Source organism: Pseudoduganella danionis, assembly GCF_009720775.1.
GTDB classification, from domain to species: domain Bacteria; phylum Pseudomonadota; class Gammaproteobacteria; order Burkholderiales; family Burkholderiaceae_D; genus Rugamonas; species Rugamonas danionis.
On sequence record NZ_WNKW01000004.1, the window covers coordinates 215,443 to 229,741 of the forward strand.

The 14,299-nt window shown below is 62.1% G+C and carries 16 protein-coding genes; 7 read left to right on the top strand and 9 right to left on the bottom strand.

Annotated features, from left to right (window positions below; all coding sequences use genetic code 11):
- Positions 1–26 precede the first annotated feature (26 nt).
- Entirely contained in the window at positions 27–386 is a 360-nt protein-coding gene (locus GM655_RS15445) for a DUF1428 domain-containing protein (RefSeq protein WP_155435569.1), read from the bottom strand.
- A 108-nt stretch (positions 387–494) separates the two neighbouring features.
- Positions 495–1,448, bottom strand: coding sequence for a transcriptional regulator FtrA (gene ftrA, locus GM655_RS15450; protein ID WP_155435570.1), 954 nt, complete (start codon positions 1,446–1,448; stop codon positions 495–497).
- 95 nt (positions 1,449–1,543) lie between these two features.
- Between ftrA and GM655_RS15455 the strand changes: the two genes are divergently transcribed.
- Positions 1,544–1,948 carry a rhodanese-like domain-containing protein gene (locus GM655_RS15455; protein ID WP_155435571.1) on the top strand — a complete coding sequence of 135 codons (405 nt, stop codon included), beginning with the start codon at positions 1,544–1,546 and terminating at the stop codon, positions 1,946–1,948.
- Between the two features lie 32 nt (positions 1,949–1,980).
- On the opposite strand, the gene GM655_RS15460 is transcribed toward GM655_RS15455, so the two are convergent.
- Positions 1,981–2,598 (bottom strand): glutathione peroxidase, encoded by a 618-nt coding sequence (locus tag GM655_RS15460; protein ID WP_155435572.1) that lies wholly within the window; start codon positions 2,596–2,598, stop codon positions 1,981–1,983.
- 164 nt (positions 2,599–2,762) lie between these two features.
- On the opposite strand from GM655_RS15460, the gene GM655_RS15465 reads away from it, so the two are divergent.
- Positions 2,763–3,860 (top strand): extracellular catalytic domain type 2 short-chain-length polyhydroxyalkanoate depolymerase, encoded by a 1,098-nt coding sequence (locus GM655_RS15465; protein ID WP_229632592.1) that lies wholly within the window; start codon positions 2,763–2,765, stop codon positions 3,858–3,860.
- Here GM655_RS15465 and GM655_RS15470 read toward each other — a convergent pair.
- From GM655_RS15470 to GM655_RS15485, 4 genes are read right to left on the bottom strand one after another with little or no spacing between them, the layout of a single operon-like run.
- Positions 3,832–5,286, bottom strand: coding sequence for an NAD-dependent succinate-semialdehyde dehydrogenase (locus tag GM655_RS15470; protein ID WP_155435573.1), 1,455 nt, complete (start codon positions 5,284–5,286; stop codon positions 3,832–3,834). The two genes, GM655_RS15465 and GM655_RS15470, sit on opposite strands and share 29 nt — an antisense overlap.
- A gap of 49 nt (positions 5,287–5,335) precedes the next feature.
- Positions 5,336–6,178 (bottom strand): PPK2 family polyphosphate kinase, encoded by an 843-nt coding sequence (locus GM655_RS15475; protein ID WP_155435574.1) that lies wholly within the window; start codon positions 6,176–6,178, stop codon positions 5,336–5,338.
- Entirely contained in the window at positions 6,175–7,800 is a 1,626-nt protein-coding gene (locus GM655_RS15480) for an NAD(P)-binding protein (protein WP_155435575.1), read from the bottom strand. The genes GM655_RS15475 and GM655_RS15480 overlap by 4 nt, the downstream gene beginning before the upstream one ends.
- Positions 7,800–9,311 (bottom strand): polyamine aminopropyltransferase, encoded by a 1,512-nt coding sequence (locus GM655_RS15485; protein ID WP_155435576.1) that lies wholly within the window; start codon positions 9,309–9,311, stop codon positions 7,800–7,802. Before GM655_RS15485 ends, GM655_RS15480 begins: the two co-directional genes overlap by 1 nt.
- Positions 9,312–9,362: 51 nt before the next feature.
- Between GM655_RS15485 and GM655_RS15490 the strand changes: the two genes are divergently transcribed.
- Genes GM655_RS15490 through speD form a run of 5 tightly spaced genes read left to right on the top strand, consistent with a single transcriptional unit; the run spans position 9,363 to position 12,875 of the window.
- Positions 9,363–9,749 carry a DUF350 domain-containing protein gene (locus GM655_RS15490; RefSeq protein ID WP_371866843.1) on the top strand — a complete coding sequence of 129 codons (387 nt, stop codon included), beginning with the start codon at positions 9,363–9,365 and terminating at the stop codon, positions 9,747–9,749.
- A 16-nt stretch (positions 9,750–9,765) separates the two neighbouring features.
- The gene (locus GM655_RS15495) at positions 9,766–10,803 is read left to right on the top strand and encodes an SPFH domain-containing protein (protein ID WP_155435577.1); all 1,038 of its coding nucleotides are present in this window, start codon (positions 9,766–9,768) and stop codon (positions 10,801–10,803) included.
- A gap of 19 nt (positions 10,804–10,822) precedes the next feature.
- Positions 10,823–12,301: a DUF4178 domain-containing protein gene (locus tag GM655_RS15500; RefSeq protein WP_155435578.1), complete on the top strand. Its 1,479-nt coding sequence runs from the start codon at positions 10,823–10,825 to the stop codon at positions 12,299–12,301.
- Positions 12,298–12,477, top strand: a complete 180-nt coding sequence (locus tag GM655_RS15505; RefSeq protein WP_155435579.1) for a hypothetical protein — start codon at positions 12,298–12,300, stop codon at positions 12,475–12,477. The genes GM655_RS15500 and GM655_RS15505 overlap by 4 nt, the downstream gene beginning before the upstream one ends.
- The gene (gene speD, locus GM655_RS15510) at positions 12,474–12,875 is read left to right on the top strand and encodes an adenosylmethionine decarboxylase (protein ID WP_155435580.1); all 402 of its coding nucleotides are present in this window, start codon (positions 12,474–12,476) and stop codon (positions 12,873–12,875) included. Before GM655_RS15505 ends, speD begins: the two co-directional genes overlap by 4 nt.
- 11 nt (positions 12,876–12,886) lie before the next feature.
- Here speD and GM655_RS15515 read toward each other — a convergent pair whose 3' ends face one another.
- The gene (locus GM655_RS15515) at positions 12,887–13,561 is read right to left on the bottom strand and encodes a cyclic di-GMP-binding domain-containing protein, MshE-related (protein WP_155435581.1); all 675 of its coding nucleotides are present in this window, start codon (positions 13,559–13,561) and stop codon (positions 12,887–12,889) included.
- Positions 13,562–13,829: 268 nt separating this feature from the next.
- Positions 13,830–14,252, bottom strand: coding sequence for a F0F1 ATP synthase subunit epsilon (locus tag GM655_RS15520; protein ID WP_155435582.1), 423 nt, complete (start codon positions 14,250–14,252; stop codon positions 13,830–13,832).
- Positions 14,253–14,299 lie beyond the last annotated feature (47 nt).

Genomic DNA, 14,299 nt, shown 5'->3' on the forward strand with positions numbered 1-14,299 from the left:
CGCGCGGCGCAGCCTACCTTGCGGCCTTACAGATCGATCATCATTTCGAAGCCGCCGTAGATCATGCGCTTGCCATCGAAGGGCAGATTTGTCGGGTCCATGAAATGCGCCATGCGGGGATCGTTCATGGCTTTATCGTTGATGGCATCGCGCTCGGCGCGCGAGGCATAGACTATCCATGAAAACACCACCACCTCGCCCTCTTGCAAATCCACGCTGAGGGGAAACGAAGTGACTTTGCCCGGTGGTATGTCGTCACCGACACACTCACGGAACTCGCGCGCACCGTACTCTTTCCAGATCGCGCCGCACTGACGCGACATATCGAGATAGGCCTCAAGGTTTTCCTTGGGCAGCGGAATCACAAACCCATCGACATAAGCCATGCTGTTCTCCTTCCCCGTCTAGAGTTCCAGAGTAGCCAGTTTGGCGCACAACCACAAGCGCCGCACGATACGGCCAGACAAGCACGCCTCGCTACGAAACTGGTTGCGCTAGGCCGCCGCAAAGCGCTTGCGGTAGGCGCCAGGCGAGGTGGCGGCCAGACGGCGGAAATGATGGCGTAGCGATTCTTCCGAAGCAAAGCCGGTACGCTCGGCAATCTGCGCCAGCGGCACGTCGGGCACTTCCAGCATTTCCTTGACCAGCGCCACGCGCTCGCGGATCAGCCATTCCAGCGGCCCCATACCGGTCGCCTGCTGGAACTGGCGTTGCAAGGTACGCGGGCTCATGGCCGCCTGCTCGGCCATGCTGGCCACCGTATGCGGCAGCGCCGGATGGCTGCGCAGCCAGTCCATCAGGCGCGACAGCCGCCCTGCTTCGCCATGCGCCATGGGACGTGGCAGAAACTGCGCCTGTCCGCCTTCACGGTGCGGCGCCACCACCAGCCGTTGCGCCACCTGATTGCCCACTTTGGCGCCATAGTCGCGCCGCACCAGATGCAGCAGCATGTCCAGCCCTGCGGCCGAGCCTGCCGCCGTAATCAGCTGGCCGTTATCCACATACAGATCATCGGGCTGCACCTGTATCTGCGGGTAGCGCTGCGCCAGCTTGGCCGCATAGCGCCAGTGGGTGGTGGCAGGCAGACCATCGAGCAGCCCCGCCGCTGCCAGCACGAATACGCCGGAACAGATAGAGCACAGACGCGCACCGCGCTGATGGGCGGCCCGCAACTGTTCCAGCAAAGCCGCTGGCGGCACTTCGTCGGCATCGCGCCAGCCCGGAATCACGATGGTACCGGCCTGCGCCAGCAGCTCCGGCTGGTAGGGCGCTTGCACCATGATGCCGCCCGCAGCGCGGATCGGCCCGTCTTCGATGGCGCACACGGCAAAGTCGTACCAGTCCACCTCCAGTTCGGGGCGTTCCAGTGCAAACAGTTCCACCGTGCAGCCGAATTCGAAGGTGCACAGACGGTCATAGGCGAGAGCTACCACCAGATGTTTTTTCATGGCGCAATCTTAACGCATCTTGGCTGATGCGCCACTACTTTGCCGCGCTGGCCAGCGCCACAATGGCAGCATCAACCACCCCACCAGGAGATCACATGTCCCCAGCTTCGCGCGTGAGCGCCATACCCGCCGCCAGCAGCAACGCCGCCCTCAGTTATTTCGAAGACCAGTTCCGCTACGAGACGGACTGCTGGGATGTGCACGATGCCCTCAGCAACGGTCCGCACGACTTCGTGCTGCTCGATGTACGCGGTACGGAAAAATATCAGGCCGGCCATGTGGCCGGTGCGCTCGATCTGGCCCACGGCAAGATCATCGCCTCGAAACTGGCGCACTACCCGCAGGACACGCTGTTCGTGGTGTATTGCGCGGGCCCCCACTGCAATGGCGCAGCGCGCGCCGCCGTACGGCTGGCGCAACTAGGGCGGCCCGTAAAAGTGATGCCAGGCGGGATTACCGGCTGGCTCGATGAAGGATTTACGCTGGTCAGCGGCGCCTAGACGACTCTGGCCCCGCCAACCAGCAAGCCGGCTCACATGGCCAGCGCCTTTTCTACGGCGCTGACCAGTTGCTTATCGGTCGGAGTGATTTTGCTGCCATAGCTATCCACCACATTGCCCTTACGGTCGATCAGGTATTTGTGGAAGTTCCACGCTGGCGCCTTGCCCGTCGCCTTGATCAGATTGACGTACAGCGGGTTAGGTTCCTTGCCCGAGACGATGGACTTGGCAAACATGGGGAACTTCACGCCATAGGTGTTGAAGCAGAAATCGGCGATTTCCTTGCTGCTGCCGGGTTCCTGCTGGCCGAAGTCGTTGGACGGGAAGCCCAGCACCACCAGACCTTTAGCGCTGTATTTGGCATACATGGCTTCCAGCCCTTCGTACTGGCCCGTGAAACCGCAATAGCTGGCCGTATTCACCACCAGCACCACCTTACCCGCGTACTGGCACAGGTCCTGCGGCGAGTCATCCTGCAGGCGCTTGAAAGTCTGCTTCAGTATCGCCGGGCAACTGGCCGCAGGCGCGCTGGCAGCAGGCGCGGCCGCCGAGGCGGCACGGCTGGCCGCCGGCGTCTGCGCCCATGCCGAAGTACTGAGCAGCATGGTCAGAGAAGAAACCAGGCACAACTGGGCAAAGTTCTTGGACATGATAGGTCGCCAAAATATGAAAAAAAATAATTCTATTCCAAAAGTAAACACTGCGCTTTGCTTAGGCATTTTTGCTGCCCGCCGCCTGCGCACGATTGAGGCACATTAAACCTCCTCTGGTGCCAAACTACACACTGGGTAGCAGAAGCACAAGGGGAACGACTATGGAATGGTGTACCACATGGCGAAGCTGGCTAGCTGCCCTGCTGGGGCTACTGCTAGGGCTACTGACCGCTGCCGGTGCACTGGCACAGGTGGAGCTACTGCCGCCCATGGCAGCGGGACAGGTCAGCGTATCGGGGCTGTCATCGGGCGGCTACATGGCCGTGCAGTTCGAAGTCGCGTTTTCCGCCACCGTGCGCGGTGCGGGCATCATTGCTGGCGGACCATATTTCTGTGCACAGGGCAGCGTCTACACGGCCACCACCCGCTGCAGCTGCACCAGCGACGTGTTTGCCTGCCGCGTGCATCCGGGCGGCACCCGCATTGCCGACCTGATCGTGCTGACCGACTGGTTTGCCGCCGACGGCGCCATCGACCCGCCCGAAGGGCTGGCCAGCCACAAGGTCTGGATGCTGTCGGGCAGCGTGGACAGCATCGTGCCGCAACCTGTCATGACCGACCTGTACAACTACTACCGCCATTACATGGCCGCCAGCCAGATCGTCTACCGCCGCATGCTGCCGGCCGAACACGCGCTGCCCACCGACCAGTACGGCAATCCCTGCGCCCATCTGGGCAGCCCCTACCTCAACAACTGCACCTATGACGCGGCTGGCCAACTGCTGCAATGGATTTACGGTCCGCTACTGCCGCGCAACAGCGGCCCGCCCGCCGGCCGCGTGATGGCTTTTGTGCAAAGCGAGTTCCTGCCCTTCCCTACGCTGCATGGCATGGCTACCGTAGGCTATCTCTATCTGCCGAAAAGCTGCGAAGACAGTGCCGGCGCAGGCTGCCGGTTACACGTCGCCTTCCATGGCTGTCTGCAGGATATCGACAGCATAGGCACCACCTTCATCGACCATGCCGGCTACAACGCCTGGGCCGACAGCAACCGCCTGATGATCCTCTACCCGCAGGCGTCCGCCATCGCGCCCAATCCGGAAGCGTGCTGGGACTGGTTTGCCTATGACGATGCGCGCTACGCGCTCAAATCCGGCCACCAGATGGCGGCCGTAAAACGCATGGTGGACCGGCTGACAGGGGTGCAGCCAGCCGCCAGCGTGAGTCCGCCTAGATGCCGCCCAGACAGATGTATTTGATGACGAGGTAATCATCGAGGCCGTAGTGCGAACCTTCGCGACCCAGCCCTGATTGCTTGACGCCGCCGAAGGGCGCTATCTCGTTCGAGATCAGCCCCGTGTTGACGCCCACCATGCCGCTCTCCAGCCCTTCCGCCACACGCCAGATGCGGCCGATATCGCGCGAATAGAAATAGCTGGCCAGCCCGAATTCAGTGGCGTTGGCCAGCGCCAGCGCTTCCTCATCCGTATGGAAGCGGAACAACGGCGCCAGCGGGCCAAAGGTTTCCTCCGTCGCCACCAGCATGGAGTTATCCACATCGGCAATCACGGTCGGCTCGAAGAAGCCGTGACCGAGCGCGTGGCGCTGGCCGCCCAGCAGCACGCGGCCACCTTTGGCCGTGGCATCGGCTACATGCTGCTCCACTTTCTGCACGGCCTTCTCGTTGATCAGCGGCCCTTGCGTGACGCCGTCTTCCACGCCATTGCCCACTTTGAGCTTGCCGACGGCCGCCACCAGCTTGTCGGCAAACTGCTGGTACACGCCATCCTGCACATAGATGCGGTTGGCGCACACACAGGTCTGGCCCGCGTTGCGGTACTTGGAAGCCAGCGCGCCCTCGACGGCCGCATCGAGATCGGCATCGTCGAATACGATGAAGGGCGCATTGCCGCCCAGTTCCAGCGACAGCTTCTTGATGGTGGGCGCGCTCTGCGCCATCAGCAAGCGGCCTACGGCGGTGGAACCGGTAAAGGTCAGCTTGCGCACGATAGGGCTGGCACTGAGTTCGCCGCCTATGGCCAACGGGTCGCCCGTCACCACGCTGAACACGCCGGCCGGCACACCGGCGCGCTCGGCCAGTTCGGCCAGCGCCAGCGCGCAGAACGGCGTGGCTTCGGCCGGCTTCAGCACCATGGTGCAGCCAGCGGCCAGTGCCGGGCCAACTTTGCGGGTAATCATCGCGATGGGGAAGTTCCACGGCGTGATGGCCGCGCACACGCCTATCGGCTCCTTGGTCACCAGCAGGCGCCGGTCCGGCCATGGCGATGCCAGTGTTTCGCCTGCGATGCGTTTGGCTTCCTCGGCAAACCATTCGATAAACGAGGCGCCATACGCCACTTCGCCGCGTGCTTCGGCCAGCGGCTTGCCCTGCTCGGCCGTCATCAGTTGCGCCAGATCTTCGGCATTGGCCAGTATCAGATCATTCCAGCGGCGCAGGATGGCCGCGCGCTCCTTGGCAGTTTTCTTGCGCCATGCGGGCCATGCGGCTTGGGCGGCAGCGATCGCGCTGCGGGTTTCGGCAGCGCCCATCAGCGGCACGCTGCCCAGTTGTGCGCCCGTGGCGGGATTGTGCACGGCCAGCGTGGCGCCATTGTCGGCATCGCACCATGCGCCATTCACATAGGCCTGCTGGCGCAGCAGGCTGGTATCTTTGAGTTGCAGCATAGCTTCTCCTGTCAAAGAACTACTATGCCACAGACTGCGGCGCGCTGTTTTACTCCACCGTGAAGGAGGACAGGTCCGGATGGGGCGGCGGATAGTGCAGGTCCATATGCTCCAGCGTTTCCAGCAGCAGGCTGGCGATCACCAGATTGCGGTGGGTCTTGGAGTTAGCCGGCACCACATACCATGGCGCATGGGGCAGATTGGTTTCGCGGATCGCGTCTTCGTAAGCGCGCTGATAGGCTGCCCATTTTTTACGCTGCTCGATATCGGCCGGATTGAATTTCCACTGCTTGTCCGGATCATCGAGCCGCTCCTGCAGGCGCTGGCGCTGTTCCTCTTTCGAGATATGCAGGAAGACCTTGACGATCACCGTCCCCGTCTCGGCCAGCATGCGTTCAAAATCGCGGATCTGGGCATAGCGGCGCTGGCATTCTTCCATCTCTATCATGCCCTGCACGCGGGTAATCAGCACGTCTTCGTAATGGCTGCGGTTGAAAATGGCGATCTCGCCTTTCACCGGCACCTGCTGGTGCACGCGCCACAGATAATCGTGCGCCAGTTCGTTATCGGTGGGCGACTTGAAGGCCACCGCGCGCACGCCCATAGGATTGACGCGGCTGAACATGGCGCGCACCGTGCCATCCTTGCCGGCCGTATCCATGCCCTGCAACACCAGCAGCACTTTCTTGTTGTGCTGGGCGTAGAGCTTGTCCTGCAAGGCCGAAATGCGGTCTATCAGCTCGCCCGTGCGCTTGATGTCGAGCGCCTTGGCTTTGGCCTTGGTCAGCTCGGGATTGGCCGTGCGGCTGGAAAATACCGCCTTGCCTGCGTCAGCTTCACGCAGTTTCAGGCGGGACGAGGCGCGAAAGCGCTGGCGGGCATTATGGGTCATGCAGCTAGCATACCACTGGCAGCGAGCTGTGCCGCACGGCAGCCCCACCATGCCGCTTCCTCGAACACGGAAAAGCCCGACAGATCGGCATGGGCGAACAGAATACGGCCCTCGTGCTCGCGCAGCGCACGCACGCCAGCATTGCTGCGGAAATGCGGCAACGGCGCCGCCATGGCGTGGCCGCGCAGAGTGATATCGACGCGCTCCACACAGGATACGAACTCGCTGCCGTAGGCCGTATGCAGATCGGCGCTGGCCAGCGCCAACAGTTCATCGGGCCTGGCCGCCAGCAGCCATTTGCGCGCGCTGACAGGGTCGCGGTCGGACAGCGCCACATAGGCGCTGAACACGGTCTTTTCCGGTGGCCGCACGCGGATATCCTGATGGGTGGACACCACATAGCCGAGGCCCGGTTCGCTGTACACCACGTTATCCCAGCACAGCGGCTGGTCCGGCAGTTCGTGCGGGAAGCGCTTGAGCAGGAAGTTCGCCACCAGCCACGGCGCATACGCAGGGCTATGTTTGACCGGATCGAAACCGTAGGCGGCGATATTCTCCACCACGCGCGCCGCCACGTACAGCGGCATGGCGCAGATGGCTTTGCGTGCCCGCACCAGATAGCTGTGCGGCTGGCCATCCTTGAGCGTAAAGCACAGCGCTTCGATGCCCGTCGCCGTTTCCTTCAGCGACAGCACAGTGCCGCCGCGGCGCTGTATGCCGGATGCCCGTTCGAGTCCGCTGGCCAGCGGCTGCAGACCGCCCGGCCACGTCAGCCACGCACCATTGCCCGCATTGGCTGCCTGCCCCCAGCGGCTGCAGTAGTAGTGCAGCCCGGCCCATGCCGACACCTGATCGTAACGCGTGCCGTAATCATCGCGGCAGCAGTAGTTGAGATACCAGTGCAGCGTGGGCGCCGTGTAGCCGTTCTGGGTCAGCCAGTCTTTCAGGGTGATCTGATCCAGCGCCTGCCACTGCGGGTCTTCTGACGACAGCACAGTGGGAAATACGAACACACGGCGGCCATCGCTGCCACGGGTCTGGCGCAGGCGCGCCACCTCGGCGAAAAAGCGCATGTGCTGCTCGCGTTCCCATTGCGGCACGCCTTCGGTAGGAATAAAGCCTTCCTGCCAATGGCCGTCTTTGAGCAAGCGTTCTTCCGGCGCATGCAGGATGTAGCGCTCATCGTAGGTGGGCTGCTCGGCATAGGCATCCTTCTGGATGATGCCCAGATCGGCCAGTATCTCGCGCACATGCACAGATTCGGGCGACGGCAGCGGCAGATAGTGGGCGCCAGTGGGATAGGCATATTCGCCGAACGCGCCGCCGGCCGCATTGCCATATGGTTGCGGGCCATCGATCATCAGCATGTCGCGCACACCGAGCTTGTTGAGCTTCCACGCCGCTGTCAGTCCGGCCACGCCGGAGCCGAGGATGGCCACGCCCGTCTCTATCACTTCGGATGGCGGCGGCACGGCGCGGTGGTCGCGCAGATAATGGCCTTCGTCACGCCCCGGATAGTGCACGGTAGGCGTAACTTCGCGCCAGCGCAGAAAACCAGCCACGCTGCCTGCGGCCAGCGCACCGGAGGCGCCAGCCCACAGCAGAAACGAACGGCGCAGCATCAGCGTATCACCCTGCGCCAGTCCTGCTCGAATTCATGCACGAGAGACTGGGTGTTCAGGCGATTCGGTGCCATCGGCAGGCGCTGCATATCAGGCGGGAAGCTGAACATTTCGCGCGTGGTATCGGCATTCAGGTAGCGCATCGGCAGGCGGTAGCTGGTGGGCGCCTTGTATTCCGCCTGCGGCGTGGCGAGGATGAAGCCCCATTCGCCGAACGAGGGTACATAAGCGTGGTAAGGGTAGGTTTTTAGCCCCACTTCGCGCAAGGTGGCATCGATGGTCCAGTAGGCATGCGGCGCAAAGAACGGCGAAGTCGATTGCACCACCATCAGGCCATTGGCCGCCAGATGCTTTTTCACCATGCCGTAGAACGGCACGGAATACAGCTTGCCCAGTGCGAAGCTGGACGGATCGGGGAAATCGACGATCACGGCATCAAACATATCATCGTGCTGTTCCAGCCAGATCGCCGCATCGGCATTAATCACCCGCACGCGCTTGTCGCTGAACGAGCCGTGATTGAGCTTGACCAGTTCTTCGCGCTTGCTGAAAGCGCCCGTCATGGCCGGATCGAGATCGACCAGCGTCACGTGCTCGATCTGTGGATAACGCAGGATTTCGCGCAACGCGAGGCCGTCGCCGCCACCCAGCACCAGCACCCGTTTGGCCCATGGCAGCGGCTGCAGTACCGGATGCACCAGCGCTTCGTGATAGCGGTATTCGTCGCGCGAGGAAAACTGCAGATTGCCGTTGATGTACAGGCGCAGATCATCCTTCCAGTGCGTAATCACCAGCCGCTGGTAAGGCGTGGTGGTGGCAAACACGATTTCATCGCCGAACAGGCCATGCTCGCCCCAATAGGTCAGCTTGTCGGCAAAGGCAAAGCCGAACACCAGCACGCACAGCACGCTGGCTGCGCGCAGCATACGCCCTGCCACATTCTGCAGCTCTGTGCGGAACACGGTAATTGTCCACAGGGCCACGCCCACATTGAGCATGCCGAACAAAAAACCCGTACGTACCAGCCCCAGATACGGCGCCAGCACCAGCGGGAACAGCAGCGACACGGCCAGCGCACCCAGATAATCGAAAGTCAGCACACGGCTAACCAGTTCATTGAACGCGGTCTGGCGCGCATTCAGCGCACGCATCACCAGCGGCACTTCCATGCCGACGAAGGCACCGACCAGAAACACCATCACATACAGCAGCGTGCGGAACGGCGCGGCCATCCACGAAAAAGTCAGGAACAGCAGCGCCGCCGACAAGCCACCGACCAGCCCCACCGCCAGTTCGATATCGACGAAACGGGCCAGCACATCTTCATCGCGCACATATTTGGACAAGTGGGCGCCCACGCCCATAGCAAACAGATAGCAACCGATGATGGTGGAGAACTGCAGGATAGAATCGCCCAGCAGATAACTCGACAGCGCACCGGCGATCAGTTCATAGGCCAGCCCGCAGGAAGCCACTACGAAGACGGACAGGATCAGAATCTTTTTGTTCATTCGTCGATTTTGCACTATTATCAAGTCAACCACTTTAACTGAAGGTGTGCCGTGCCCGCCATCCTAAATTATCTGATCCACCTGTTACTGGCCGCCGTGCTACTGGCGGTGTTCTTCAAAGCCTACACTTCCTGGACTCCGTTTAACGAAGTACTGCTGATCCGCCAGGGTAATCTGGCAGCAGCGCTGTCGCTGGGCGGCGCGCTAATCGGCTTTTCCATCACCATCGGTTCGGCCCTCGTGCACACGGCCGACTACCGCGAATTCGTCATGTGGGCCGCCGGTGCCATGGTGGTCCAGATGCTGGCCTATGCCGTCACCACACGGCTGCTGAACATGGCCAAAGACCAGATCGAGGGCAACAACGCAGCCTTTGGCGGCCTGCTGGGCGCCATTTCCATATCCATCGGCGTCATCAACGGCGCCTGCATTTCCTAACAACGCGAGGACCATTATGGGCATCGGTAGCTTTATCAAGAAGCAGTTTATCGACGTAATTCAGTGGAACGAAAGTGCCGACGGCGTACTGGCGTGGCGCTTCCCCATGCAGGATCAGGAAATCCAGAATGGCGGCGTGCTGATCGTGCGCGAATCGCAGATGGCCGTCTTCGTCAACGAAGGCCAGATCGCCGACGTGTTCGGCCCCGGCACCCACAAGCTGAGCACCCAGACCCTGCCCCTGCTGACCAACCTGATGAACTGGGACAAGCTGTTCGAATCACCGTTCAAATCGGATGTGTACTTCTTCAGCACGCGCGTGCAGACGGCGCGCAAATGGGGCACGCCGCAACCGATCACCATCCGCGACAAGGATTTCGACATGGTGCGCGTACGCGCGTTTGGCATGTATTCCTATCGCGTGACGGACCCGCGTCTGTTCTTCAAGGAGATCAGCGGCACGCGCGAGCTGTACACGCGCGACGAGGTGGAAGAACAGCTGCGCGGCATCCTGATGGCCAGCATGGCCGGTTCGCTGGGCAGCTCGCAAGTGCCCTTCCTCGACATGGCCGCCAACCAGATGCTGATGGCGCAGCAGATCAAGGGCGATCTGGGCACGGCCTTCGCGCGCTACGGCATCGGCCTCGATGAATTCAACGTGGCCAGCGTCAGCCTGCCGGAAGAACTGCAGTCGGCACTGGACGAACGGATTTCGGCCGGTATGAAAGGCGGCATGAGTGCCGACAAGATGACCGGCTATACCCGCTACCAGACCGCCAACGCGATTCCGCTGGCCGCCCAGAACGAAGGCGGCGTGGCTGGTCTGGGCATGGGCCTCGGTGCCGGCGTCTCGCTCGGTCAGGTGATGGGTCAGGCGCTGGGTGGCGCGATCGCGCCCGCAGCAGCAGCGAGTACGGCACCTGCCACTGCAGCGGCCGAAGACAGCATCGAAGCGCGGCTGGAAAAACTCAAAGGCCTGCTCGACAAAGGCCTGATTTCGGCGACCGACTACGACAGCAGCAAAGCCGAACTGCTGAAAAAACTCATAGGTTAAGCGGGGCGCCAGCAACTACATGCAAACCGTTTCCTGTCCTAGCTGCGGTGCGGAAGTCCATTTCCGCTCGCATGCTTCGGTCATGGCTGTCTGCGAATACTGCAGCACCAGCGTACTGAAAGATGCCGATGCCGTACGCGATCTCGGCAAGATGTCGTCCGTACTGGAGGACTACTCGCCTATCCAGATCGGTACCAGCGGCGTGCTGGGCCAGCGCCCGTTCACGGTCGTGGGACGGCTGCAGCTACGCTACGATGCGGGGCTGTGGAACGAGTGGTATCTGCTGTTCGATGATGGTGCCACGTCATGGCTGGGCGATTCGTCCGGCCTGTACACCATCACCGCCGAGTACCGTGGCACGGCGGCCTTGCCGCCGTTCGACGCACTGCATCCGGGCTATACCTACGATCTGAATGGCGCGCCCTACACGGCGGCCGAAATCCGCGTGGCCGACTGCGTGGGTGGTCAGGGCGAGCTGCCGTTCAAGGTAGGCGATGGCTATCAGGCACGCGTGGCCGACTTCCGCCGCGGCAGCGAATTCATCACGCTCGATTACTCGGATGGTCCGCAGCCCGTAATCTACACGGGGCTGGCCGTCACGCTCGACAGCCTGCAATGCCAGCTACTGCGTGACGACGAGGCGATCCAGTGCGCAGCGGGACGTTATCGGGGCAAACTCAGTGCGCTCGACTGCCCTGCCTGCGGCACGCAGATCAAATACCTGCCCGGCGTGACCACCACGCTGGTGTGCCAGTCCTGCCACAGCCAGATCGATGCGGCCAGCCCCAAAGCGGCCGTGCTGGCGGCCGGCGAGCAGCTGGCCAGCGTACCGATGAGCATAGAACTGGGTGCCACGGCACGCATCAACAATCAGGATTTCACCATCATCGGCATGATGCGCCGCGCCGATGATGAAGGCACGCAGTGGAACGAGTATCTGCTGTACGGCACGCGCGCCGGTTTCTCGTGGCTGGTCGAAACGGATGAAGGCTGGTCCGGCGCCAATGTGCTGTCCGAATGGCCACTCAGCTACCAGCCCGGTGCACCGGGCGTGGTGGTGGAGCGCACCCAGTACAGCAAGCTGTATGACTACGGCTCGGTGGTCACTTTTGCCGCCGGCGCCTTCAACTGGCGCGTGGCCGTCGGCGACCGTACCCAGGTATCGGAATACAGCGCCGGCCAGCTCAGACTGGCCAGCGAAACCACCGCGCAGGAAATGACGTGGTCACGCTCAGCCCCGGTTGCGACCGACCAGCTGGCGGCCTGGTTTGGCAGCCAGTTCAAAGGCGCACCTCGCCGCGGAACAGCGACAGCGGCGGGCAGCGGGCGCGATGCGCGCTATCACCGCAGGCTGGCCCAGCGCGTCATCTGGGTGATGCTGGCTTTTAATGCGATCCCCTTGCTGATCAATTTTTCTTCCACCTGGTTCCTCAGCCTGATAGGCGCGGCGGCAATCTACCTACCTGCCTGGTTCCTCGATAACGGGGAGTCGTCATGAGCAAATATCTGCTGTACGCCATCGTGGTGGCGTTCGTGACATCGGCCAGCAGCTGGATCAGTTTTGGCAGCGGCAGCAGTGCCAGCCATGGCTATCGCGGTAGCACCTGGAGTTCGCACACGGGCGGCGGGGGCGGCAGCTATGGCGGCGGCTCCGGCGGAGGCGGCCACAAATGAAGCGCGTCGCTTTGCCCGAGCTAGCTCCAGCGGCGATCCATCAGCCAGCCGGCCAGCATCTGCTGGCGGATCTGAGCGGCATAGCACCTCAGCGCCTGAGCGATTGCGCCACGCTGGAAAGCCTGCTGCGTGAGGCCGCGCTGGCAGCCGGTGCGCATGTACTGTTCAGCCATTTCCACGGCTTCGGTACGGAGCTCGGCGTTACAGGGGTGGTGCTGCTGGCCGAGTCCCATATCACCATCCATACGTGGCCTGAAAATGGCTACGCCGCAGCGGACATTTTCATGTGCGGTGCGGCGCAGCCTGAACTGGCACTGGCCGTGATCGAACAGGCGCTGGCACCGGCCAGCCGCCAGATCAGCATCATCGAACGACGCGCTCAGCCGTCCGGCAAGTAGCCCGATACAGCCTAGTGGCGCACGCCCAGCGACACGACCGTGCTGCTCAGGTCTATGCCGCGCACTTCCACGCTGCCGAAGCTGCCGCCGCTATTGCCGCGTACGTGGACATTGTTGAAGCTGAGCGCACCGATGGAAGTGGGCATCTGCAAAGTCAGCGAACCATCGGCCTGAATGGCGGCACTGGCATTGCGCGCATCATAGACGACGTTACGGGCGCTGCTCTCCGCTTCCAGAAAACCCAGCACGGGGTTGACCAGCTTGGCCATGTCGCCGATGACGGCGATGCCGTTCACGCTGGCCGGCTGGCTGATCTGCGCCACCAGATCGGCGCTCAGGCCCTGCGCGGAACTGCCGCGCATTTCGCTTTCGCTTAGCTGCTGCATGGCTGCAGCAGGCGCACTGGCCGGCGTTTGCGGCGCGACGGGCGCAGCGAAGGCCGTCAGCGGCGACAGTAAAGCGACAGCCATGGCGGCAGCAGCGCGCATGTTGTACTGGCTATGCAGCAGCTCATCGAGATGCTGGTGGGTGATCACATCCCACTCGGTAAAGATTTCACCGAGGCGGCGCCCCGTCTCTTCCTGATGGGCGATGGCCCGGTCCAGCTGTTCCTGCGTAATCAGCCCGCGTTTGACCAGCAACTGGCCAAACCTCGATCGACGATGAAATTCGTGCAGCCATGCCATGCTCGTTCTCCGCTCAATGTCAGCAATATCAGCGCCTAAGATAGCATTAAAACAAGGCCGTACTAGCCGTCCAGAGTGGAGGCATTCATCTAGAAAAGTGCGGGGTCAGGTCGGGCAAAGTGCAAGGGTCAGGTCGGGCAGCGGTGCACTTCTTGATTTTTCTCAAAAGCCGCACCAATGCCCGACCTGACACCTGCACTTTGCCCGACCTGACCCCCAAATAAAAAAGGCAGCCGAGGCTGCCTTTTTGCTGTGCTGCTTGCGTTGCTTAGTGCTTGGCGCGCAGTTTGGCGATGGCGGCCAGTTGGCCGATCGCTGCTGCCAGTTCCGCCTGCGCTTTCGCGTAGTCGATGCCGGCAGTGTTGTTCGCCAGCGATTCTTCGGCACGTTTCTTAGCCGCTGCCGCTTTGGCTTCGTCCAGATCCTTGCCGCGAATCGCGGTATCCGCCAGCACCGTCACGGCGTTCGGTTGCACTTCCAGCAGACCGCCGGCGACGAAGACGAACTCTTCTTCTGCCTGGCCTGGGATCTGGATGCGCACTGCGCCCGGACGGATGCGGGTGATCAGCGGCGTGTGCTTGGGATAAATCCCCAGCTCGCCCTGTTCGCCCGGCAACGCGACGAATTCGGCTTCGCCCGAGTAGATCAACTCCTCGGCGGAAACCACGTCCACGTGTATAGTGTTTGCCATGTCTATCCTGTCGGTTGTGATGCGGTTCCGCGTACGGAACCGCTCAG